21 protein-coding genes are annotated in these 22,993 nt (G+C 72.2%); 9 read left to right on the forward strand and 12 right to left on the reverse strand.

Features of this window, described 5'->3' with window-relative positions:
• Nucleotides 1–60: 60 nt before the first annotated feature.
• Complete coding sequence (locus AC068B_RS21980) at nt 61–1,407, reverse strand: M64 family metallopeptidase (RefSeq protein ID WP_478673360.1); 1,347 nt, start codon at nt 1,405–1,407, stop codon at nt 61–63.
• Between the two features lie 223 nt (nt 1,408–1,630).
• Between AC068B_RS21980 and AC068B_RS21985 the strand changes: the two genes are divergently transcribed.
• The 5 genes from AC068B_RS21985 (at nt 1,631) to amaB (ending at nt 8,472) form a co-directional block, all read left to right on the forward strand.
• The gene (locus tag AC068B_RS21985; RefSeq protein WP_478673361.1) at nt 1,631–3,037 is read left to right on the forward strand and encodes a helix-turn-helix domain-containing protein; all 1,407 of its coding nucleotides are present in this window, start codon (nt 1,631–1,633) and stop codon (nt 3,035–3,037) included.
• A gap of 182 nt (nt 3,038–3,219) precedes the next feature.
• Nucleotides 3,220–4,176: a type II CAAX prenyl endopeptidase Rce1 family protein gene (locus tag AC068B_RS21990; protein ID WP_478673362.1), complete on the forward strand. Its 957-nt coding sequence runs from the start codon at nt 3,220–3,222 to the stop codon at nt 4,174–4,176.
• Nucleotides 4,177–4,318: 142 nt separating this feature from the next.
• Entirely contained in the window at nt 4,319–5,518 is a 1,200-nt protein-coding gene (locus AC068B_RS21995) for an NAD(P)/FAD-dependent oxidoreductase (RefSeq protein WP_478673363.1), read from the forward strand.
• Nucleotides 5,519–5,539: 21 nt separating this feature from the next.
• A complete protein-coding gene (gene hglS / locus AC068B_RS22000; RefSeq protein WP_478673364.1) occupies nt 5,540–6,946 on the forward strand; it encodes a 2-oxoadipate dioxygenase/decarboxylase in 1,407 nt (468 codons plus the stop codon).
• Nucleotides 6,943–8,472 (forward strand): L-piperidine-6-carboxylate dehydrogenase, encoded by a 1,530-nt coding sequence (gene amaB / locus AC068B_RS22005; protein WP_478673365.1) that lies wholly within the window; start codon nt 6,943–6,945, stop codon nt 8,470–8,472. Before hglS ends, amaB begins: the two co-directional genes overlap by 4 nt.
• Before the next feature lie 10 nt (nt 8,473–8,482).
• Here the strand turns inward: amaB and AC068B_RS22010 are convergent, their stop codons facing one another.
• Nucleotides 8,483–9,442, reverse strand: coding sequence for an SDR family NAD(P)-dependent oxidoreductase (locus tag AC068B_RS22010; protein WP_478673366.1), 960 nt, complete (start codon nt 9,440–9,442; stop codon nt 8,483–8,485).
• A 219-nt stretch (nt 9,443–9,661) separates the two neighbouring features.
• Here AC068B_RS22010 and AC068B_RS22015 point away from each other — a divergent pair, with 219 nt between their 5' ends.
• Complete coding sequence (locus AC068B_RS22015; protein WP_478673367.1) at nt 9,662–10,534, forward strand: hypothetical protein; 873 nt, start codon at nt 9,662–9,664, stop codon at nt 10,532–10,534.
• Nucleotides 10,535–10,544: 10 nt separating this feature from the next.
• On the opposite strand, the gene AC068B_RS22020 is transcribed toward AC068B_RS22015, so the two are convergent.
• From AC068B_RS22020 to AC068B_RS22035, 4 genes are all read right to left on the reverse strand, one after another.
• A complete protein-coding gene (locus tag AC068B_RS22020; protein ID WP_478673368.1) occupies nt 10,545–12,269 on the reverse strand; it encodes an acyl-CoA dehydrogenase family protein in 1,725 nt (574 codons plus the stop codon).
• Between the two features lie 54 nt (nt 12,270–12,323).
• Complete coding sequence (locus AC068B_RS22025; RefSeq protein WP_478673369.1) at nt 12,324–12,887, reverse strand: PadR family transcriptional regulator; 564 nt, start codon at nt 12,885–12,887, stop codon at nt 12,324–12,326.
• A gap of 94 nt (nt 12,888–12,981) precedes the next feature.
• Nucleotides 12,982–13,896 carry an SMP-30/gluconolactonase/LRE family protein gene (locus AC068B_RS22030; RefSeq protein WP_478673370.1) on the reverse strand — a complete coding sequence of 305 codons (915 nt, stop codon included), beginning with the start codon at nt 13,894–13,896 and terminating at the stop codon, nt 12,982–12,984.
• A 179-nt stretch (nt 13,897–14,075) separates the two neighbouring features.
• A complete protein-coding gene (locus AC068B_RS22035) occupies nt 14,076–14,567 on the reverse strand; it encodes an RrF2 family transcriptional regulator (RefSeq protein ID WP_478673371.1) in 492 nt (163 codons plus the stop codon).
• A gap of 127 nt (nt 14,568–14,694) precedes the next feature.
• Between AC068B_RS22035 and AC068B_RS22040 the strand changes: the two genes are divergently transcribed.
• A complete protein-coding gene (locus AC068B_RS22040) occupies nt 14,695–15,435 on the forward strand; it encodes an SDR family oxidoreductase (RefSeq protein WP_478673372.1) in 741 nt (246 codons plus the stop codon).
• Nucleotide 15,436: 1 nt separating this feature from the next.
• On the opposite strand, the gene AC068B_RS22045 is transcribed toward AC068B_RS22040, so the two are convergent.
• Complete coding sequence (locus tag AC068B_RS22045; protein WP_478673373.1) at nt 15,437–15,907, reverse strand: peroxiredoxin; 471 nt, start codon at nt 15,905–15,907, stop codon at nt 15,437–15,439.
• A gap of 195 nt (nt 15,908–16,102) precedes the next feature.
• Here AC068B_RS22045 and AC068B_RS22050 point away from each other — a divergent pair, with 195 nt between their 5' ends.
• Together AC068B_RS22050 and AC068B_RS22055 are read left to right on the forward strand one after the other, a co-directional pair.
• Nucleotides 16,103–18,397 (forward strand): FUSC family protein, encoded by a 2,295-nt coding sequence (locus AC068B_RS22050; protein ID WP_478673374.1) that lies wholly within the window; start codon nt 16,103–16,105, stop codon nt 18,395–18,397.
• A gap of 79 nt (nt 18,398–18,476) precedes the next feature.
• The gene (locus AC068B_RS22055; RefSeq protein ID WP_359357967.1) at nt 18,477–18,881 is read left to right on the forward strand and encodes a rodlin; all 405 of its coding nucleotides are present in this window, start codon (nt 18,477–18,479) and stop codon (nt 18,879–18,881) included.
• A gap of 99 nt (nt 18,882–18,980) precedes the next feature.
• On the opposite strand, the gene AC068B_RS22060 is transcribed toward AC068B_RS22055, so the two are convergent.
• From AC068B_RS22060 to AC068B_RS22080, 5 genes are all read right to left on the reverse strand, one after another.
• Nucleotides 18,981–19,475 carry a hypothetical protein gene (locus tag AC068B_RS22060; protein WP_478673375.1) on the reverse strand — a complete coding sequence of 165 codons (495 nt, stop codon included), beginning with the start codon at nt 19,473–19,475 and terminating at the stop codon, nt 18,981–18,983.
• A gap of 34 nt (nt 19,476–19,509) precedes the next feature.
• The gene (locus AC068B_RS22065) at nt 19,510–19,914 is read right to left on the reverse strand and encodes a P-loop NTPase family protein (protein WP_478673376.1); all 405 of its coding nucleotides are present in this window, start codon (nt 19,912–19,914) and stop codon (nt 19,510–19,512) included.
• A gap of 157 nt (nt 19,915–20,071) precedes the next feature.
• Entirely contained in the window at nt 20,072–21,718 is a 1,647-nt protein-coding gene (locus tag AC068B_RS22070) for a metallophosphoesterase (RefSeq protein ID WP_478673377.1), read from the reverse strand.
• A gap of 168 nt (nt 21,719–21,886) precedes the next feature.
• Complete coding sequence (locus AC068B_RS22075; protein WP_478673378.1) at nt 21,887–22,108, reverse strand: hypothetical protein; 222 nt, start codon at nt 22,106–22,108, stop codon at nt 21,887–21,889.
• 168 nt (nt 22,109–22,276) lie between these two features.
• Nucleotides 22,277–22,939, reverse strand: a complete 663-nt coding sequence (locus AC068B_RS22080) for an O-methyltransferase (RefSeq protein WP_478673379.1) — start codon at nt 22,937–22,939, stop codon at nt 22,277–22,279.
• Nucleotides 22,940–22,993: the final 54 nt, after the last annotated feature.

Raw genomic sequence — 22,993 nt, forward strand, 5'->3', positions numbered from 1 at the left:
TGCCCGGTGGCCGTCCGAGGCCGTCTCACCGCCGGGCGGCGAGACGGCCGTGGCCGAGCCTCAGCGCCTCACCCGCCAGCTGAGCGAGTCCGTGAGGAGGGACCGCAGTTCGGGCGCGCGGACCGCGTCCGTCGGGTCGGTGGCGCGGACCGACAGCGTGTGGGTACGGCCGTCGGCCGGGACCCCGAGGGAGCGGGGCGTCACGGTGGTGTCGCCCCTGGCGCGGCGGACCTCGCGGCCGTCGACGCTCCAGCGCAGCCGGATGCCGTCCGCGACGCGCACGCCCACCTTGTCGTCGCGACGCACCGCACGGTCCGTGGACGTCTCGGCGGTGACGACGGACGCGTGCCGGTGGAAGCCCGCGATCATCGCCTCGCGTCCGGGCAGGTTGAACTCACGGCCGAGCGTGCGCATGATCGAGTCCGCGGTGGGGCGGTAGAGGCCGCGCGGGTAGTAGCCGCCGCCCTCGTACGCGCCGACGGTGCCGCCGTCGGGCGAGGTCTGCCCGATCCACCGGTACCACTTCTTCTTCTGCGCGGTGAGCTGGGCGGCCGTCAGCTTGCTGGTGTTGCTCTCCCAGGGCTCGGCGCCCGTGTAGGTGCCGTAGTCGTCGTACCAGTACTCGTCCGCCAGTTTGCCCAGCGAGTGGCCGGTCTCGTGGACGACGACCTGGTCGGACTGGGCGTTGTCCGAGGAGGCCGTGGCGATGCCGTCGTAGCCGGACGGCGAGGTGATGTCGTTGTAGCCCGCGCCGCCGTACTTGGTGGAGTTGGCGAGGACGATGACGAGGTCGGGGTCGGCGGCCTTCTTCGCGTACGTCTCGACCTTGTTCGTGTCGACGCACAGCAGACGCTCGATGCCGTCGCAGAAGAAGGCCGAGCCGAGCGCGGTGTCCTTCACGGTGCCGTTCGCCGGGTCGTTGGAGACGCCGGACTGCCGGGACACCGCGTCGACCGCCCAGACGTTGAAGAGGCCCTTGTACGAGGCGTAGGGCTCGACGGCGGAGACCTTCGCCCACTTGGCGCGCACGTCAGCGTGGAAGTCCTCCTGCTGGGAGGCGGTGTAGCCGTCGCCGATGAAGACGACGTCGAGCTTGGCGTCGGTCGGCCCCGCCTTCACGATCGGGACGACGTCGCCGTCGCCCTTGATCTTGCCGCGCTCCTTCGCGGAGAGCGTCGGGGAGGCGGGGACGTCGGTGTGCCGGGGGTGGGCGTCGGGGCCGGTGAAGTACTCGACGCGCTGGTGCTGCGTGCTGGCCGACTCGGCGACCGCAGCCGGGTCCGCCGCGGCGGCCGTGCCCGCGGTGCCGGTGGCGGCGGCCGCGGCCGCGAGGGCGATGCCCGTGGCGAGGGCGAGGCGCAGAGGGGTGCGTCTGGCACGAACGGGTATTCGTTGCGTGGGGGGCATGGGCGTCCTTCCGAAGTCCGCGATATAAATGGCGGGTTAAGCAGAGTTAAGGCGCGGCTCAACGTAGAGGCTCCCGGGGCTCCAGGCAATGGGCGGGCGTCAAGTCGCAGGTGGGGCAGCTCAGTTCACGCCGCCCCTGAGCGGATGCGCGCGGCGGTGCGTACCGAGTGACTGACGGGCGTACGAAGAGGCAGGCGTCCGGCAGGACGGTGGAGAGGCAGCGGTGACGCAGAAGAGTTCCGAGGGCGTGCGATCCGACGACCCCGCCGAGATCGGGCGGCGCGTCCTGCGCCTGCGCGGCGAACGAGGCCTCACCCAGAGACAGTTGGCCGAGCCCGCCTACACCGCCGCGTACGTCTCCACCCTGGAGTCCGGCAAGGTGCGCCCCTCCGAGGCCGCCCTGCGACACCTCGCCGAGCGTCTCGGCGTCAGCTACGAAGAGCTGGCCACCGGCCGCCCCGCCCACCTCGCCGCGGAGCTGCGCCTGCGGCTCACCGACGCCCGGCGCGCGCTGGCCACCGGCGCGCCCGACGACGCGGCCGAGCTCTTTCGCGCCGCCCACGAGGAGGCCGTCGCACACGCCCTGACCGAGGAGCAGGCCGATGCGCTCCTCGGCCTCGGCGACTGCCTGCTGGAGGCCGGTGAACTCAGCGGCGCCCGCGACCGTTTCGCCGCCGCCGAACGGCTCCTCGCCGACCAGCCGCTGCCGCGCCGCGTACCGGCCGTCCGGGGACGCGCCACCGTCCACCTGCTCACCGGTGAACTGCGCTACGCCTGCTACCTCCTGGAGAGCACCCTCGACGAGCTCGACGCCGCGGGCCTGCACGACCCCGACGCCCTCCTTCTCCTGTACACGGCGTCGATCGCGCCCTACATGGACATGGGCGCGCACGCCCGGGCCGCGCACGCCGCCGAGCTGGCACTCGCCCTCGCCCCGCGCGTCGACGACCCGGCGCTCGTGGCGGGGATGCACCGCGGGGTGGCCCGTACGCTCATCGCGGAGGGGCGCATCGCCGAGGCCGACGCGTCCCTCGCCAAGGCGCAGGAGCTCTACCGCCAGCTGCACATCCGCACCGAACTGGCGCACTGCCACTGGATGCGCGGCTACGTACACGCCCAGGACGGTGACCTGGAGCAGGCAGAAAGCGAGCTGCGCACGGCCCGCGACATCCTCGCCTCCAAGCGGGCCGCGCTCTTCACCGAGCAGGTCGAGGTCGAGCTGGCGGACGTGCTGCGGCGGCGCGGCAAGACCGGCGAGGCGGAGGCACTGCTGCGCCCGCTGCTCACCACGGGCGACGAGGGCTCCGCCGGATCAGAGGGCACCGCCGGGCCGCTCGGGGCCGGGCGCGGCGCGGTGCACGCGGGCGGCGCGCACCGGCTGCTCGGGCTCATCGCCGAGGAGCGGGGCGACACCGAGGCGGCCGAGGAGCACTACTGCGCCGCGCTCTCCCTGCTCGAACGCTCCAGCGCGGTGGGCGATCTGGCCGACCTCTGCCGTCTCCTCGGCGATCTGCTGCGCCGCGCCGGGCGGGTGGAGGCCGCGATGGACGCGTACCGCACGGGCCTCGGCCACCGCGCCGCCCCCGGCACCACCACGCTGGGCCCCGCGCCCGCCACTCCCCCCATGTGATCCGTCCCGCAAGCATCACCTCCACACGTCCACACCTCCACCGGTCACCACCGCTGCATCGAAAGATGTACGGCCATCTCGTCCACGGCTACGACTCTCATGATCGCGGGGGCGCCGAGGATGGGACGTACCCCCTTGCCGCGGCGACATCGAGCAGCGGCGACCGGTATCGAGGAGAGACAGTGACGACCGGCATCCAGACGGGACGCACGACAGGCAACCGGCCCTGCCCACCCGCCCCTTCGCTCGTCGGAGCCCTGGGTCGGGCGCTGGGCGGCGGCCTCGTCATGGCCGTGGCACTGGGCGCGGGCACGGCGATCGGCCCCGAGCTCGCCGACGCCCTCGGGCTGACCGGGTTCCTGGCCAGGCTCGTCCCCGCCGCGCTGGTCAGCGCGGTGGCGGTGCCGCTCGTCGTGCTCGCGCTGCGCCGCCGCGGCAACTCCCTGCGGGACATCGGCTTCGGCGGTGGTCCGGGAACAAACCTGCGAGCCCTGCTCGTCGGCGCGGGGGTGACGGCCGGTGCCGCGGCGCTCGTGCTGGGCGCGGGGACGGCCGCCGGGCTGCTGAGCTGGTCCCGCCCCGACCTGCCCCAGCTGGCCGGATTCTTGGTGACGAACGGCGTGGTCGCGCTGCTCCTTGAGGCGCTGCCCGAGGAGACGACGCTGCGCGGACACACGTGGACCGCGCTGCGCGGTCGGTTCGGCGGCGCGGTCGCCGCGCTCGGCACGACGGCCGTGTTCCTGGTGGTGCCGGGCCTGTCGACGGTGGTGGAGGCCGGGATCGCGCCCCTCGTCGGCGGGGACGCCGGTCCTGTCGGCCTCGCGCCGGGCGGCCAGAACCCCGTCGACTACCTGATCCTGCTGACGGTGTTCGGCCTGATGCTCGTCAGCGCCCGCACCGCGGTCCGACACGCCCCGCTGTGCACGAGCATCGGGGCGCATCTGGCCTTTCTGACCGTCAACCGGGTCGTGTTCGAGGGAGACGAGCGCGACGCGGGCTGGTCCGTGCACCTGTCGTCCCCGGACGTGGAACTCCTCGTACCCGTGTATCTGCTGGTCGCCATCGCCGGGTTCGCGGTGTGGCGGCGGGTGGGGAGTCGGTCGCCGGGGCAGGACTCGCCCCGAGCGAAGGCGCAGTAGGCGTTCGGAGCCCCCACGGCCCCACGCACACGCCTCATGGACGCCACCAGGCAGCGTGCTGCACCATGGCGGGCAGACAGCTGTTCCGCGTTCCCCGTCACGCCATGACAGCCCAGGCCGTTGCCTGGAAGGGAGCGGCCTCTTGGCCTCCTCAGCGTCGCTGCCCACGTCGTCCCTGTCCGCCCACCGTGCCGTGCCTGCCGCCGCCGAAGTCGTGATCGTCGGCGGCGGGGTGATGGGTGCGAGCATCGCGTTCCACCTCGCCGAAGCGGGCGTACGTGACATCGTCGTCGTCGAGCGTGGTGAGCTGGCAGGCGGGAGCTCGGGGAAGCCGATCGGGGGCGTGCGGGCGCAGTTCTCCGATCCGCTCAACATCGAGCTGGGCCACCGCAGCCTGCGCGCCTTCCGGGACTTCCCGCACCGGCCCGGCGCGGACATCGGGCTCGACACCGTCGGCTACCTCTTTCTGCTGACCGATCCGGTGCAGGCGGCCGACTTCGAGGTCACGGTGCGGACGCAGAACGCCCTCGGCGTGCCCAGCCGCATGATCGGGCCGCTGGAGGCGCGGGCGCTCTGTCCCTACCTCAGTACCGACGGTCTGGTGGCGGCCGCCCACTCCCCCGCCGACGGGCACGCGCGGCCCGCGCTCGTCGTCCGTGGGTACGCGCGTGCCGCGGCGCGGGTCGGCACCGTGTTCGCGAACCGTACCGCGGTCACGGGCATGGATGTGGTGGGCGACCGCGTGACGGCCGTCCACACCGATCGCGGCCGGGTGTCCTGCTCCACGGTCGTCTGCGCCGCCGGGGCCTGGTCCGCGCGGATCGGTGCCATGGCCGGTGTCGACCTGCCGGTGCGGCCCCTGCGTCGCCAACTCGCCTTCACCACGCCGCTGGTGCCCGCCGCGCCGCGCATCCCCTTCACGATCGACTTCGCGTCGTCGGCGTACTTCCACAACAGTGACGACGGGCTGCTCCTCGGCCTCGCCGACCCCGGCCAGGCCGAAGGCTTCGACACCACGTGGACGCCCGGCTGGCTTGAGCTCTTCCGCGACGTGGTGCGGCAACGGGCGCCCGCCCTCGCGGAGATGGAGACGTCGGGCGGCTGGGCTGGCCTTTACGAGGTCACGCCCGACCACAACGCGCTGATCGGCCGGTCCGGCGCACCGGTCAACTTCCTTTACGCCACCGGGTTCTCCGGCCACGGCTTCCTGCAGGCCCCCGCGGTGGGCGAGATCGTCCGCGACCTGTATCTGGAGCGGCGGCCGTGCGTCGACGTCGGGCCGCTCGGTGCGGAACGTTTCCGTGCGGGGGCCGCGAGCCGCCCGGAAGCCCATGTCGTATGACGCCGAAAGGACGACAGGCCGATGATGGAGCAGTGGCGGCTGCGCGCCGCGTTCGCCGAGCGGCTCTCGCGGATGTACGGGCGGGAGGTGCCCGCGTACACGACGCTGGTGGACGTCTCCCGTGAGGTCAACGAGGACGTGCTGCGTACGCGCGGTCCCGATGCCGAGCGTCTCGGGTCCATCGGCCGCGTCACCGCCGAGCGGCACGGCGCCATCCGGGTCGGCACGCCGGAGGAACTGCGGCAGGTCGCGCGCGTGTTCGGCGCACTCGGCATGCACCCGGTCGGCTTCTACGACCTGCGCGACACCGCCGCGAGCGCGCTGCCCATCGTGTCGACGGCGTTCCGGCCGGTGGACGAGGACGAGCTGGCCCGCAACCCCTTCCGGGTCTTCACGTCCATGCTCACCGTCTCCGATCCCCGCTTCTTCGACGACGACCTGCGCTCGCGCCTCGCCGAGTTCCTCGCGGGGCGCGAACTGTTCCCGCCTGAGCTGCTCGCGCTGGCCGACCGGTGCGAGGCGGAGCGGGAGCTGTCCGACGCGGACGCCGGGCGGTTCCTCGAACTCGCCGTGCGGGCCTTCGAGCTGTCCGCCGAACCCATCGACGAGGACTGGTACGCGGCCCTGGAGCGCGTCTCCGCCGTCGCCGCGGACATCGGCGGCGTGCGCAGCACCCACATCAACCATCTCACCCCGCGCGTCCTGGACATCGACGAGCTCTACCGGCGCATGACCGAGCGCGGCATCGAGATGATCGACGCCGTTCAGGGGCCGCCGCGCTGGGCGGGACCGGACGTGCTGCTGCGCCAGACCTCCTTCCGCGCGCTCGCCGAACCGCGCGCGCTGCGGGCGGCGGACGGCAGCGTGCGACGCGGCGCGCTGCGGGTGCGGTTCGGCGAGGTCGAGGCCCGTGGCATCGCACTGACCCGCGACGGCCGCGTCCTGTACGACCGGCTCCTCGGCCTCGTCGACAAGCGGGCCGCGAACCTCCCGGCCGCCGGGCGGGACGCCGTGGCCCGTGCCGTGTGGGCCGAGCACCTGCCCCCGACCGAGCACGAACTGGCCGCGCGGGGGCTCGGGTTCTTCACCTACCACGCCGTCCCCGACCGGCCCGCGGACGGCGGCCACCCGTCCTCCGACCTCGGCGGGCTCCTGGACGGGGGCTGGCTGCGGTCCGAGCCGATCGTGTACGAGGACTTCCTGCCCCGGTCCGCCGCGGGCATCTTCCAGTCCAACCTCAGTGACACGGGGTCGAGGAACAGCGGCCGGGAAGGCAGTGCGTACGACTCCGACACGCTCGCCGAAGCCATGGGCCGGGACGTCCTCGACCCGTTCGCGCTGTACGAGCGGCAGCGGGACCGCTCCCTCGCCCTGGTTCCCCGCGCACTGCGTCCCACCCGCGCACCACTGTCCAAGGGAGCGTCATGACCGGCATCGCCCTGCCCGCCACCGACGAGCTGCGCGCCCGCGCCCGCGCCGCGCTCGACCGCGTCGGCGTCACCGTCCCCGAAGGACCCGGTCTGCGGGCCCGCACCCCCGTCACCGGCGAGGACCTCTTCGGCCTGGCCGCGACGGGCCAGGCCGGGACCGAGGAAGCGCTCGCCGCGGCCTCCGCTGCCTTCCTGGAGTGGCGCACCACCCCCGCCCCGCGCCGGGGCGAACTGGTCCGGCGCCTCGGCGAACTGCTGCGCGACCACAAGGAGGACCTGGCGGACCTGATCACCATCGAGGCGGGGAAGATCCGCACCGAGGCGCTCGGCGAGGTCCAGGAGATGATCGACATCTGCGACTTCGCCGTCGGCCTGTCCCGGCAGCTCTACGGACGCACCATCGCCTCCGAGCGTCCGGGGCACCGCCTGGCGGAGACATGGCATCCGCTCGGTGTCGTCGGCGTCATCTCCGCGTTCAACTTCCCGGCGGCCGTGTGGTCGTGGAACACCGCCGTCGCCCTGGCCTGCGGCGACACCGTGGTGTGGAAGCCCTCCGAACTGACCCCGCTGATCTCCCTGGCCTGCGACCGGCTGCTCGCCAGGGCCGCCGACGACGTGGGCGCGCCCCGCGACGTGCACCGGCTGCTGCTCGGCGACCACGCCGTCGGCGAGCGGCTCGTGGACGATCCCCGGGTCGCGCTGGTCAGCGCCACCGGATCGACCCGCATGGGCCGCGAGGTCGGCCCGCGCGTCGCCGCCCGCTTCGGCCGCTCCCTGCTCGAACTCGGCGGCAACAACGCGGCGGTCGTCGCGCCGTCGGCCGACCTCGACCTCGCCGTGCAGGGCATCGTGTTCGCGGCGGTCGGCACCGCGGGGCAGCGCTGCACGACGCTGCGGCGCCTCATCGTGCACCACGACATCGCGGACACGCTCGTCGGGCGCCTCACAGCCGCGTACCAGAAGCTCCCCGTAGGCGACCCCTTCGACCCGGCGACGCTGGTCGGCCCGCTGATCTCCGCCCGGGCGCTGGAGGACATGCACGGCGCGCTGGAACGGGTGCGCGGCGAGGGCGGCGAGGTACTCGCGGGCGGCGCCCGCCGCCCTGCCCCGTCCGCGCCGCACGCCGCGTACGTGGAACCGGCGGTGGTCCGCGTCGGCCGACAGACGGACGTCGTCCGCGAGGAGACGTTCGCGCCGCTCCTGTACGTCATGACGTACGACACCTTCGACGAGGCGATCGCCCTGCACAACGACGTGCCGCAGGGGCTCTCGTCGAGCATCTTCACCCGCGACCAGCAGGAGGCCGAGCGGTTCGTGTCCGCGGAGGGCTCCGACTGCGGCATCGCCAACGTGAACATCGGGACGTCCGGGGCGGAGATCGGCGGCGCGTTCGGCGGCGAGAAGGAGACCGGCGGCGGCCGCGAGTCGGGCTCCGACGCGTGGCGCGCCTACATGAGGTCGGCCACGAACACGATCAACTACTCGAGTCGGCTCTCCCTCGCCCAGAACGTCAGCTTCCTCTGAACCTGGCGCCTCAGGAGTTCTCGCGAGCCAGGAATGGTGCGGGGACGCCAGTCAGCTCACAGCTCGCGTCCCACAACCGCGCCGCCACGGAGGCGTCGGCGAGGTGGTCCCACACCGGCTCGTTCCGCGGCTCGCCCCGCAGACCAAAGACGCGCGGCCCCCACAGCTGGCCGCCCCGCACGGCCGGGTCGAGCACCGCCCGGACCGCTGGCCACGCGCCCGCGTCCTTGCCCTGGACGAGGAGGGCCGCGGGTGCCGCGCTCAGCCGTGCGCCGGTCGTCCGCACGTGGACCGGCGGCCGTGAAGGGGTGAGGGAGTCCAGGGCGCCGCCGGGATGGGCCACCACGCTCGCCACCGTGCTGTCGGCGGCACGCAGGCGGCGGTCCAGTTCCATGCCGAAGTACATCTGGGCCAACTTGGAGCGTCCGTAGGTGCGCTTGGGCCGGTAGTCCTTCTGGGACTGCAGGTCGTCCAGCTCGAGCCGCTCGGACTTCGCCGCGAAGCTGCCCATGGTCACGACGCGGGCCGCGGGCGCCGCCGAGAGGAGCGGCATCAGCCACCGGGTCAGCGCGAAGTGCCCGAGGTGGTTCGTGCCGAACATGATCTCGTGACCGTCCGCGGTCTCCTCGCGGGGCGGATCGTCGAGCGCGACGCCCGCGTTGTGCACCACCGCGTCGAGCCGTGCCAACTCCAGGGACTCCACGGCCGACGGCAGCGACGCGAGGTCGGCGAGGTCCAGCCGCACGGCCCGCACCCGTGCGCCGTCGACCCGAGCGCGGATCGACGCCATGGCGGCCTCGGCCTTCGCCGGGCTCCGGCTGCCGAGCACGACGGTCGCTCCGGTGGCCGCCAGCTGCTCCGCGACGAAGTACCCGATACCGGCGTTGCCGCCGGTGACCAGGAAGACGCTGCCATCGGCACGCGGCAGCCGGTGGACGTCCCAGGACGAGGTGGAGGATGCGGAGGACATGAAGGTGGAGCTCCCTTGGTGGAACGGACGGCTGCGGCTGCCGACGGGCGATTCGACACCCACGGTGTCAGCGGCCACCGACATATCGCCGACAGACCGGCGTCGGGCGCGCCGGACGACCGATATCCCGCCGACACGGTGAACGTTTCCCGGTCCCGCTCCGTCTCAGGAGCAGTCGCGTCACAGGAGCGGTCGCGACAGCTTCGTCCGGGAGGTCACATGCTCGTCAGGGCGTCACGCCCCGTCCGCCCCGCCCGTCTGCTCTCAGGGGTCGGTCTGTCCGGTGCCCTCCTGGCGGCCGCTGCCGGTTGCGGCAAGCAGGCGGCGGCGCCCGCCGACGGCACGGACGCGCTCGCGGACCGTGCCCGGCAGGTCGCCGAGGCGTGGGACGGTTCCGCCGCGGCGGCCGAGTGGCGCACCGGCTACCACCCCACCGGGAAGACGGTGCAGCTGCCGCGGGGCGGGCTGCGCGACAAAGCCGACGAGCAGGCGTTCGAGGACGGTCGCTTGGTCCTGCGCGGCGAGTTGCCTGGTCCCAAGCCCAGGGACGGTCGGGTGACGTGGCCAGGAGGGGCGACGCTCACAAGGCCGCTGGTGGGTGCGGACGAGTCGTACGGGAGACTGGTCGGCTCCCGGGTCGCGGGGAAGCCGCATCTCACGGTGACCGGCGTGGAGCGGGGCGAGATGCGGATGGCCACCAGTCGCGGACCCGCGACGGTCCCGGCCTGGCTCTACACCCTGGACGGCTATGCCTCGCCCCTCAAACAGGCCGCGGTGCTCCCCTCGAAGCCCCCGCGGCCCCCGATCGGCCGCGCCCGCGACCTCCCCGGTCTCCCGCTCGACCGGCTCGTCAGGACCGCCGCGGACGGGCGGTCGGTGACCGTGATCGCCCTCCACGGCGCCTGCGACGACGGAGCCGCCGTGGACGTGCTCGAAACGACCGGCAGCGTCGTACTGGCCTCCTCCATCAAAGGGGAGGACGACGGGATATGCACCATGCAGGCGAAGATGCAGCGGGTGACGGTGGAACTGGACCGGCCGGTCGGCGACCGCGTCCTGCTGGACGCGCGAACCGGCCGACCGGTCCCCTGACAAGCGACGGCTACGGCGCCATCTCGTACGTCCCGGCCAGCGCCTCGACCCGCTCCCAGACCCGCGCCGAGCGGGCCTCGTCGACGACCGGACGCCGAACGGCGCCCAGGGCCCAGGCCTGCTGGTCCGCGGTGGCGGAGTCCTTGCCGTGCAGCTCGACGGCGTGCGCGGAGAAGTCGCGTACGAGGACGGCGAAGAGCTCGTCGAGCACGTCCTCGTCCAGGCCGGTCAGGCGCGCCTGCTCCAGGATCAGCTGGCCGTGCACGACCAGCGCGAAGAGCTGGCCGACGGCGAGGAGCAGGTCGAGGTCGCGGCTCTGCTTCTCGTCGGGGGCCGCGGTGGTGACGAACTCGCAGAGGGCGTCGGCCTGTTCGCGGAGGCGGCCGACGTTGGGCAGCTCGGCGTACGCGTCGAAGGCGGTGCGCCAGTCGTGGAAGCGGATGGCGCCGAGGCCGCGGGCCGGGCCCTGCTGGAAGAGGAAGGTGTCGTCGGCCGCGTCGAGACGGCTGGGCACGGGAGCGTACTCGGCCGGGTTCAGGAGGTGGTTGCCCATGAACTTGAGGATCAGCGCGAGGTTGACGTGGACCGTGCCCTCCAGCTTGGGCAGACCGCGGATCTCGACGGCCGCCTGCGCGAAGTAGTTGTCCTTCTCGAAGCCCTTGGCCGCGATGACGTCCCACATCAGGTCGATGACCTTCTCGCCCTCCGTGGTCACCTTCATCTTCGTCATGGGGTTGAAGAGGAGGTAGCGGCGGTCGTCGGGGCCCGCCGAGCGGAAGTAGTCCACGGCGCGGTCGCTGAACAGCTTCATCCCGACGAGGCGGACGTAGGCGTCGGTCAGCTCGCGGCGTACGTGCGGGAAGGCGGTGACGGGGCGGCCGTAGAGGATGCGCCCGGTGGCGTGGGTGACGGCCTCGTACATCGCGTGCTCGCAAATGCCGATCGAGGCGGTGCAGAGGTTGAACTTGCCGACGTTGACGGTGTTGAGGGCGGCGTCGAAGGCGGCGCGGCCGGTGTGCAGCACGTCGTCGGGACCGACAGGGTAGTCCTCCAGGCGGAACTCGCTCACGTACTTCGACGAGTCGACGACGTTCTTCACCAGGCGGTACGCGTCGTGGCGGCTGTCGGCGGCGAAGAAGACGTAGCCGTCGGGGCCCTCGACGTCGGTGCGGCGGCCGAAGACGGAGACGAGCCCGGCCGCGTTGCCGTTGCCGATGTAGTACTTGGAGCCGGTGGCCCGGAAACCGCCGTCACCGGTGGGCTTCAGGAGCATGTCGGTGGAGTAGATGTCGGCGCCGTGGGTCTTCTCGGAGAGACCGAAGGCGAACACCTCGCCCTGGGAGAGGAGTTCGGCCGCGCGCGTGCGGGCGGCGGCGTTGTCGCTCTGCCAGACCGGGCCGAGGCCGAGGATGGTGACCTGCCACGCGTACCAGTAGTCGAGGCCGTAGAAGCCGAAGATCTCGTTGAGGGCGGCGATGCGGGCCGTGTCCCAGCGCTTGTCGCCCTCCTCCTCCCCCGCGGCGGAGGCCGGGGTGAGGAAGGTCGCGAACAGCCCTTCCTGGGCGGAGAACTCCAGGAAGTCGGCGAGCCAGGCGCGGGTGCGGTAGTCCTCGATCAGCTTGCGCTTGCCGCGCGCCTCGAACCAGTCGACGGTCGCGCGCAGCAGCCTGCGGGTCTCGGGGTCGAAGTGGTTCGGGTCGTAGGTGTTCGGGTTGAACAGCAGCGGGTCGGCCATGGCGGTTCGCCTTTCCGGCTCGGGGAGGGTTGGACAGGGGGAAGAAGTGCGTGGTCAGTGCTCGGCTGCGAGGCGGTGGAGGGTGGCGAGCACGTCATCGAGCCAGGCGAGCGTCATCCGCTCGTACGCGATGCCGCCGCGCAGCACGACGTGCTGGAGCTCCTGTCCGGCGTCGGGTGCTTTGCGGGCCGGGGCGTCGGGCCCGGTGAAGTCGCGCCGCTCGCCCGCGAGATAGTGCGCGAGGCGGTCGGCGTGCGCCTGGTGGTGCCGCTCGACCTCGTGGATCAGTGCGACCGGGTCGTCGAAGGCCGCGCCTCGGATCTTCACGGCGAGCTCGTGCCGGACGCTCTCGGGTTCGATCGGCTCGTGCAGCCACCGGGAGAGCGCGGCCCGGCCGAGGGCGGCGACGGAGTACTCCTTCTTGTCCGGCCGGTCCTGCTGCACCACCTCGCGGACGTCGATCCAGCCGTCGCCCTCCATGCGCTTCAGGACGCGGTAGATCTGCTGGTGGGTGGCGGCCCAGAAGTAGCCGATGGACCGGTCGAACCGCCGGGCCAGTTCGTAACCGGAACCCGGCTTTTCCAGCAGGGAGACGAGGATCGCGTGCTCGAGCGCCATGCCCGAATCCTTCTATGCAACTCGTTGCATAGACAAGCGGCACCGGCCAGGTGAGACACGGCTCACCTGCATGATCAGTGGCCCACGTGCACGATCAGCGGCCCGCCGCCGAGGGCTCGGCCCCCGCGGGGATCTCCTGGATCTTTCCGTCGACCCCCGCCCGGTAGAGCCTGCCCGACGAGAATCCGTGGTCGCCGCGTCCGTAGGTGACCTGGGTGGAGAGGTGCAGGCCCGACTCGACGGCGCACAGGCGGCCGTCCTCGACCCGCCAGATCTGTCCGGCGGCGTGGGTGGCGATCAGCGGCCGTCCCGCGCTGTCGAGGGTGATTCCGTCGGGGAGGGAGAGGACATCGGACGCGGCTGCGGAGATCCATCGCCGCGGGTGCGCCGGATCGTCGACCGGGATCCGGTACAGCCCGGGGGCGACGGTCGTCTGGACGACGTAGACGTACCTGCCGTCCGGGGAGACGGCGACTCCGTTGGGCTGCGGCACCTCGGCCCAGGCGGGGTCGACCCGGCCGTCCGGGGTGACGCGGCCGATGTTCCTGCCGCCCAGGGTCGTGGTGTACACGGTGCCGTCGGGCGCGAGGGCGACGCCGTCGATGCCGCCGAGGCCCGTGGCGTACGTGGAGACCTTGCCGGAGTCCGGGTCCACGAGCAGGAGTTCCGATGTCGGCAGGAGATCGCCGGTGAGCGAGTGCGCGAGGTCGTTGCCGGTGCCGACGAGGAGGCGGCCGTCCTCGCGGACGACGATCCCGCCGTTGGCGCCCACGTTGCCGGTGAGGGGTACGGGGGTGCGGCCGGGTGCGTCGATGCGGTAGACGCGGCCGGTGAAGTACGCGGTGGCGAACATCCGGCCCCGCGCGTCGACGGCGATCGACTCGGCCCAGTCCGGAATCTGCGCCACATGAGCCGGTGGCGCCGCCGCGGGGGCGGTGCAGGCCGGTGCCGCCTGTGCGGGGGCGGGCGCGAGCAACCCCGCGGCCAGCGCCATGGCCGCTGCCGCCACCGCCGGGAACGCTGCCGGTATGCCGCCTCGCCCGCGCAACGCGGCGCGGCACCTCCCCCTCGACCTCAACCGCATCGGTCCCCCTTCGTCGTCGCGTCGGCCTCCCGGCGGAGTATCGGTCCCGCGGGCCCCGTACGTAACCCCACCCCCTCCTTCTCCCCCTCGCCACCCCTCGTCTCTCAGCCGTCGGAGCCGTTCGCCGAGTTGAGCCACGCGCCGATGCGGGGCAGCGCCTCGGGTCCGCTGTCCTGCCGCACCGATCCGACCAGGTCGGCGATGGCGACACCCTGCAGCGACGCGCGCCAGGCGGCGTCGGCGGCCGCCATCGCGCGGGAGATGGGGCACGGTTTCGTGCAGTCCTCGGGAGGGGTTCCGAACGGGCCGCGCTGCCGGATCTCCGTACAGGTGAAGGCCGGGCTCGCCCCGTCGACCGCCTGCACGACGTCGAGGACCGTGATGTCGGCGGCGGCCCTGGTCAGGACGTATCCGCCCGTCTTGCCCTGGACGGACTTCACGAGCCCCGCCCGGGAAAGGGCCTGCATCTGTTTCGCGAGGTAACTGGGTGAGACGTCGTGCAACTCGGCCAGCCGGGCGGCGGGGACCGGCTCGGTCGCCGCGGTCAGCACCACACAGCAGTGCAGCGCCCACTCGACGCCGCCGGACAGTTTCATACGCCCTCCCGATTGACTCGGACACAGACTATCCGAGTATCATCTCGGACATCAGATATCCGAGTTTGCACGCCCGTGGCACCAGGCCCACGGCAGCGGCACTCGGTCGGGACTGAAGGGCTCGATCATGAAGATCACGGTCATCGGCGGCACCGGACTGATCGGTTCGCAGCTCGTCTCCAGGCTCCGCGAGGCGGGCCACGAGGTGGTCGCCTCGTCCCTGTCGACCGGCGTCGACCTGCTCACCGGCGCGGGGCTCGACCAGGCGCTCGACGGCGCGGACACGGTCGTCAACGTGACGAACTCCCCCACGTTCGACGAAGCCTCACCGGAGTTCTTCCGGACGACCTCCGGGCACCTGCTGGCCGCGGGAGAGCGCGCGGGCGTGCGCCACCAGGTCATCCTCTCCATCGTCGGCGTCGACCAGGTGCCGCAACTGGACTACTACCGCGCCAAGACGCTCCAGGAGGACCTGCTGCGCCAGGGCCCCACCCCGTACTCGATCGTGCGCGCCACGCAGTTCTACGAGTTCATGGACGCGGTCATGTCGTGGACGTCCGACGACAGCACCGTCCGGCTGCCCGCCACGCACATCCAGCCCATGGCGACGGCCGATGTGGTCGCGGCGCTCGCCGACGTCGCCACCGGCGCGCCGCTGAACGGCACGCTGGACGTCGCGGGGCCCGAGGTCTTCCGTCTGGACGAGCTGGGCCGCTTGACGCTGTCGGCCCGGCAGGACGGGCGCGGCGTCGTCACCGACGAGAGGGCGGGCATGTTCGCCGCCGTCGAGGGCGACGTACTCATCGGCGGGCCGGACGCGCGCCTCGCGCCCACCCACTACAAGGACTGGCTCGACGCCTCGCGGTGACTCAGCCCGCCGCCAGGCGGCGGACGGCCGCCAGCGCGCGGTCGGCGTGTGCGCTCATCCGCAGTTCGCTGCGGACCACCTCGGCGACGGTGCGGTCCTTGCCGATGACGAACGTGACCCGCTTGGTGGGCGCGAGCGAGAAGCCGCGCGCCACACCGAACCTGCCGCGCACCACGCCCTCGGGATCCGCGAGCAGCGGGAACCCGAGGGTGTGGCGCTCGGTGAACTCCCGCTGCCGCTCGACCCCGTCGCCGCTGATCCCCACGGGCCGCGCGCCCGCCGCGTCGAACTCGGCGGCGAGGTCGCGGAAGTGGCAGGCCTCGGCCGTGCAGGCGGGTGTCAGAGCCGCCGGGTAGAAGAACAGCACCACCGGGCCGTCCTTGAGGAGTTCGGAGAGCTTGCGTTCGGTGCCGGTCTCGTCAGGCAGCGTGAAGTCCTCGACGGTGTCACCCACCGCCACGCGCGCCGTCATGCCCGGCTCCTGTGCGACGTGCGGTCCAGCGGCGACACGGTGCCTCCTCGAGTGCGGGAGCGAAACCCTACTCGACGCTCGGCAACTCCCCGTCGCCAGCCCGCCCCACCGGCCTTGACCTCCCGAAACGACCTCGTGCGATGCTGGGGCACGCCGGGAGGCACCGAGAGAGCGACGGGGAGTACGGGCATCACGATGGCAGCGGTACGACGGACAGCGAAGGGCATCTGGGACCGTTTCTCGGCGTCCGACCCCGGGCTCCTGCGGCTCATGGCGGGACTGCGCACGGTCGGGGCGATCCTCCTCGCGCTCGCCGTGCTCGCGCCGCTCGGGACGTCGGTGACCCATCTCGTCGCGGGCGCGATGACGGCGATGGTCTCCACGTTCGCGATCCAGGAGAAGGAGGTGCGGGGCCAGGCGATCACTCTGGCGCTCGGCCTGCCGGTCGCCCTTGCGGCCATGTCGCTGGGGGCGCTGCTCAACTCCCGCGTGGTGGGCGGGGACGTCTTCTTCATCCTCCTGATCTTCGGGGCCGTGTACTGCCGCAGGTTCGGCGACCGCGGCACCGCGCTCGGACTCATCGGCTTCCAGGTCTACTTCGTCTCGCTCTTCGTCGGCGCGTCCGCGTCGGCGCTGCCCAAGCTCTGTCTGACCCTGACCGTCGCCTTCGCGTGCAGCGCGGTCGTGCGGTTCGCCGTGGTACCGGAGACGCCCGAGCGCACCCTGGCGCGGCTGCGCGAGGCGTTCCGCGCCCGGCTCGCCCAGCTCATCGCCCACCAGATCGAACTCCTCGACACGGACACCGGATCCGCCGAAGCCCCGGAGAAGGTCCTGGACGACCTGCGGCGCAGCACCGCCCGGCTGCACGAGGCCGCGCTGATGATCCAGGGCCGCCTCGAGGAGGGCACCCGCGACGCGGCAGCGGCGGCGCTGCTGCAACGCAGGGTGGCCGACGCGGAGATCGCCGCGGAGCGCCTCGGCGTCCTGCTCCTCAACGCCCGCAGCGCGGAGCGCGTGGAGACGCTCACCCTGCACCTGCCGAGCGCCCCCGTCGCGCTCTCGCGGCGCGGCCGGATCGGGCAGGACGCGGGCACCGCCCTGCGCAGGGATCTGCGGGCCCTGCACCTGCTCGTGGTGCGCCTGGTGCCCGACGACCGGGGCACGGCACTCCCGTACGTACGCAACAGGCTGCTCGGCTACCGCGAGGAGCAGGGCCTGCCGCAGGGCTCCCCGGCGGTCCAGGACTGCTTCCGCGCGATCGGCGAGGCGGCGCGCGCCATTCTGGGCCTGCGTCTTGCGGTCGACGGGGCGCGGGACGAGGAGTACGACAGCCCGGAAGCCATGCGGTCCCGTGAGGAGTTCGAGGCGGAGGAGATCTCGATCTCCGGCGAGGCCGCGGAGGCGGAGGAGGAGCAGACCGGGCTGCGGCGGCCCACCACCCGGGCGGCCGTGCAGGTCTCGGTCGGCTCGGCGCTGGCCATCGTCGGCGGCGAGTTCCTGTCCACGCAGCGGTGGTACTGGGCGGTGCTGACCTGCTGGGTGGTGTTCCTCAACACCGCGTCCACGGGCGAGATCATGGTCAAGGGCTACCGCCGTCTACTCGGCACGGTGCTCGGCGTGGTGGCCGGGGTGGCGCTGGCCGGGGCCGTGGGCAACCACACCTGGGCCGCGTTCGCCCTCGTCGTGCTCTGCGTCTTCGGCATGTTCTTCACCGCGCCCCTCTCGTACGCGATGATGTCGTTCTTCGTCACGGCGATGCTGGGCCTGCTCTACACCCTGCTCAACACCTACAGCCTCGACGTCCTGGTGCTGCGGATCGAGGAGACGGCGCTCGGCGCGGCCTGCGGGATCATCGCGGCGGTCCTGGTGCTTCCGGTGCGGACCTCGCACCGGACCGACGAGGAGCTCGGCACGGTCCTCGCACGGCTGCGGGACGTCGTGTCGGCCGCGGTGTCCCAGCTGAGTGGCGGCCCCGCGGTCGACCTCGTGGACCTGGCGCGCGACTTGGACACCGCGCTCGACGATCTGCGCAGCTCCACGAAGCCGTTGACCCACCCGATCGCCCCGCTGCGGGCCCGCAGGCAGACGGCCCGCTACATCGTGGCGCTCCTGGAGACCTGCGCCTATCACGCGCGTTCCCTGGCGGCGACGGCCGAGTTGGTGCCCTCCAGCAAGAGCGTCGCGGCCGACGCGCGCCTCGCGCTCGCCGGGCGGCGGATCACGCACAACATCGACCTGATCGCGGCGCAGGTGCGCGACGAGGAGCCCGACGGGGTCATCGAGTCCGGATCCAGCATCGCCTCGATGCTGGACAGCGGCCGCCACGAAGTGCTGCGGACCGGCTCGGTGGCGTTCCGCGTGCTGCGGCACCTGCAGCGGCTCGACGAGGGGATCGTCGGCCTGGCCCGGCCCCTCGGGGTACCGCTCGCGGCGCCCGACGAGGGCGGCTCCGCGTCAGCCTCGCAACGCCGACACTCCGCCAATGGGTGAATAAGTTTCGGATTCCGGGCATTGCCGGATGTACTGGGCCCTGCCCTTTCTGGCAACTGACGTTCCGTACTGGAGTGACATGCGTACCCGTAATCTCCCCCTCGCCCTGAGCCTCGCCGCCGCCGCACTGGCCGGCAGCGCCGGAGCGGCCGCCGCCATCGGCGACGACACCGGCACCACCTCGCTCAGCGGCAACGGCGCCGACCAGGCGTTCGGCAACAGCTCCACCCACGGGGACCTCAGCCCGCAGGCGCGTCTGGTCGACGGCTCGCTGAACAAGCTCTGCGCCGGCATTCCCGTGAAGGCGAACGTGGGCTCCCTGGTCGGGGTCGTGCCGATCGCGGTCCAGGACATCCCGGTCCTCTCGGCGCCGCAGAACCAGCAGTGTGTCGAGAACTCGACGCAGGCCAAGGGCGACGAGCCGCTGTCGCACCTCGTCAGCGACATCCCTGCCCTGTCGGGCAACGGCGTGAACAACCACTGACTCTTCCGAGTCATCGCGCGATGCGGGCCGGGTGCCACCCGGCCCGCATCGCGTTTTCCGCCTCGTTCGGGGCGCGGGCGCCGGGCCGCCGCTGCCGCGTCACTCCCCGCGCAACTCCTCGACCACCTCGCGCAGCACCGGTTCCGGGACCTCCGGCAGCACCATCGCGAAGGCAAGCACGAACTTGCCCAGCAGGAACGTGGTGTCCGGCGTTCTGCGCACGATCTCCTGGACGGCCGTGACGTCCTGCGCCGCGATGGCCTCCAGCAGCCGTCCCGCGTCAGGACCCGCGCCCTCCTCGGTGAGCACGGACCGGTCGCCCGGGTCGGCCCGGCGCGCCATGTGCCGCAGCACCCGGTCCCCCGCCTCGGGCAGATACGCCTTGCGCACGCCTTCGTTGGCGATCCAGCACAGCGCCGAGATCAGATCGGTGGTCGGCTCGTCGGCGCAGAACTCCTCGACCAGGGTGTCGTACGCGAGTTGGTTCCCGTGCCGGAACGCCAGCAGCAGACGCGCCGCCCTCTCCTTGGCATCGGCCACCTGCCCCTCGGACACCCCGGCCTGAACGCCCGATTCCTGCTTGTTTACGCCCATCTGATAAATGGTAACGATCAACGCGCAGGACTCTTCAGGACCCCACACCCCAGGGCATGGGGGTCGATGGACCCAGGCGCCGGACGATCGCGTCGGCGGTCTCGTCGGATGTCAGCCCTGCGTTGTCCAACCACCATCCCGCGTCGCCCAGTTCGTCCAGCATGGCGCGGCGCAGCGGACCGAAGTCGATGCCGACGCGCTGCCGCGCCGCGCGCTCGGCGTCACGCCGGTGGCACACGTCTAGCGGCGGCACCAGGACCACGAAGAGGACCGGCAGCGGGCTCAGCTCGGCCAGTATGAAGTCCAGCGCCGCCCGGTCGGCGACGACGGTGTCGACGACCGGGACGAACCCCTCGTCCGCGAAGTTGCGCGCGAGGGCGCAGATGTTGCGGGCGCAGAGCCGCGCCTGCCGGTCCGCCTCCGGTCCGGGGCTGCTCACCGGGCGACTTGCCTGCCGCCGGTACGCCGGTGATGATCACGCACCCCGGCGTCTCCGCCCGGGAATTCGCACCGTCCACGTCGCCCCCTTTCGGCGGCCCGGCGGGCATTGTGCAGCGGACCGGACTCGCGGCGCATCCGGTTTTCCCGTCAGAGGGTCAGCCCGCGAACCTCAGCGTCGTCTCCCGCGAGGCGTTCCCCTGCGCGTCCACCGCACGCACCTTCGCCACGTAGCGTGCGCCCTTCTTCAGGGCGGGCAGTGGGATGTCCAGGGAGTTGGGGCGCGGCATGAAGTAGTACTCGGAAAGGACCTTCGACGAGAGCAGCTTCGCGCCGGTCGCCGTGTTCTCGACGTCGACGCGGTAGTGGTGCACCATCTGGTCGTCGCGCGCCTGCTGGACACGCAGGGCCCGGCCGCGTTCGACGACGGCGAGCGGGCGGCGGTCCGTGAACCTGGGCGCGGTCGTGTTGCGTCGGGCGTCGGTGTAGGTGAAGGCGTCCTTGATCTGCTGCGGGCTGTTCCCCTTGAGGCGTACGGTCCACGCCGGTCCGCTGAGCGTGCCCGCGCTGGCGTACGGGGGCTGCCAGTCGGCGGACCACTTTCCGCCGGTGTAGATGTCGTGCTTGTCGGCAGCCATGTTGATGCGCGCGATCTCCGTGCGGTCGCGGTACACCTCGACGAACAGGGCCTGCGCGGTCGGCGCCTCGAAGCGGTCCGCCAGGCCCGTCTCCGTGATCGCCTGATAGCCGTGGTCCATCTCGACGTACGACATCGAGCCGTCGTTGACTGCGGTGAAGTCCCGCTGGTGGACGGAGCGCTCGTCGTTGATGTTCAGGTGGGAGTGGCCGGAGAAGTAGATCACCTGCGGGTGGGCGCCGAGGTCCTTGGTGAGCTGGGGGTTCGAGGCCTGCTGGCCGTCCATCGCGGTGCCGGGGGCGGGGCGGTGGCCCTGCACGAGGATCGGCGTGCGGGTGTTCGCCGGGGCCGCGGTGATCTCGGCGAGCCGCTTCTTGAGCCAGGCGCGCTGTGCGGGGTCCGAGTCGTACGTCTCCGTGTTCACGGTGAACAGGTGCAGGCCCCGCACCGTCGACTCGTAGTAGCCGCCGCCCGAGTCGGGGAACCAGGCGCGCGGGTAGTGGGCGCGGATGTCGGCGAGGCTCGCGTCGTGGTTGCCGTTGGAGAGCAGGACCTGTGTGTCGTCCATGCCCTTGCGCTTGAGGTTGGCGCGGAAGATCTCGGAGACGATGCGGTGGTCGGCGCCGCGGCCGTCGCCGTTGTCGTTGATCATGTCGCCGTTGGAGAGGATCGCGTCGGGCTCGGGGAAGACCGACCCGATGGTGTCGAAGAAGCTCTCGTACTTCTTGTCGTTCTTCTCGTGGTCCCCGATGTGCACGTCGGACATGACGACGAGCCGCGCGAGGGGCTTCTCCCTGCTCTTGACGAGGTACCCGGCCGACACCGGGATGCTCGCCCGGCCGCCACGGAACGCGACGGCGGTGACGTTGGTGTCCTTCGTGAGGCGCAGCGGACGGCCCGGCACGAAGGCGCGGTCCGCGCGCGTGGGTGTGGTGCCGTCCAGGGTGTAGCGGACCGTGGTGCCGCGTGCGGCCCGCAGGGTCAGGGAGACGGGGCGTTCGTAGCGGCCGCCGGGGCTGCTGAGGGTGGGCGGTGCGGGGGTGGCGTGTGCCGGGGTGGCCTGGGCGGGGCGGGCCGCCGCCCCGGCCGTCGGGGCGGTCGCGTGGGCGGCGGCCGGGAGCAGCAGCGCCAGGGACGCCGCGGTGATCACGAAGGGGGTACGTCTCACGGGGTTCCGGATCCTTGCCTATGGCCGGGCCTACGGTGCGTGCCGCCCGGCATCAACTCCCGTGACGCTAGATGCCCTTGGTGAGGTAACGAGGCCAGACCAGTTACCGTCCGGTGACTCACCAGTGAACCGCTGCCTCCGCGGCGGGTGCGGCGGCGTTCGCGCACGTCAGACGGGCCGGGCCCGCTGCCAGACGTGCCCCGACAGCCCCTCCCCCGCCAGCCACTCCGGCAGCTCCGCGACGTCGTCCCGGTCGAGGAGCCCGGGGTCGACGGTCGTCCGCAGCTGGTGCGCGACATCTGACTCCCGCAGGAGACGGAGGCTGCGCAGGGTGGTGATGTCGTGGGCGTCGTGCGTGAAGTTCCGGATCATCTCGTTGATCCCGTTCACGCCGATCGTCGAGAAGTGGTTGCGCAGGGTTTCGAGGTAGCGCTTGGTGTACGGGTAGAGGCCGCTCTCGTCGTCGGCGTGCAGGTGGCCGAGCCGGGCGCAGTTGAGGGTGACGACGCCCAGCGAGCCGGTCTGCTCGGTGCTGGTGACTTTGGACCCGCCCCGCCCCTAGAGGCGGCAGCTGATCTCCATCCCGTCCTCCACGGGGAACGTGACGCTCTGGTAGCCGTTCCCGGAGTCGCGGACATAGTCGAGGTAGGGCGCGAGGTCCTCCAGGTCGACGTCGTCGGCGACGACGAGGGTGCCCGGCGCGAGGCGTGGTTCGAGGAGTCGCAGGACGGGCAGGCACAGCTCCTTCCAGCCGTCGAGGAGGACGAAGTCCGCGGAGCCGTCGACTGCGGCGAGGGTCTCGCGGGCGTCACCTTCGAGGACGGTGATCAGGTCGTCGAGGCCCGTCTCGGTGAACGTCCGGCGGGCGGCCGCGGCCTTGGCGGCGCTCAGTTCCGTACTGATCACCCGCCCCGTCCCGTTGTCGCGCACCGCGGCGGCGAGATGGAGCGTGGAGATGCCGAAGGACGTGCCGAACTCGACGACGGTGGCGGGGCGCGTGGCCCGGATCAGGTTGTAGAGGAGGCGGCCGCCCTGGGCGGAAATCGGCATGTACACCTCCGCCTTGGCGTCGGCCTGCTCCTGCAGGCCGAGGGGCGCGGAACCCTGGGGCCACGCCGCCCGGATCCGCCTGCTGGTCTCCTCGTCCCGCTCGGCGTTCCGGAACATCCGGTCGAGGGCGGAGACGACGCGGGGATCTTCAAGGGTGTTGGTGGTTGTCATGGGCCTAGGCTAGACGCACCGTTGCGTAGCGTCTAGAGGTTCTGGCCTACTCTG

The organism is Streptomyces sp. NPDC042371 (assembly GCF_056437465.1).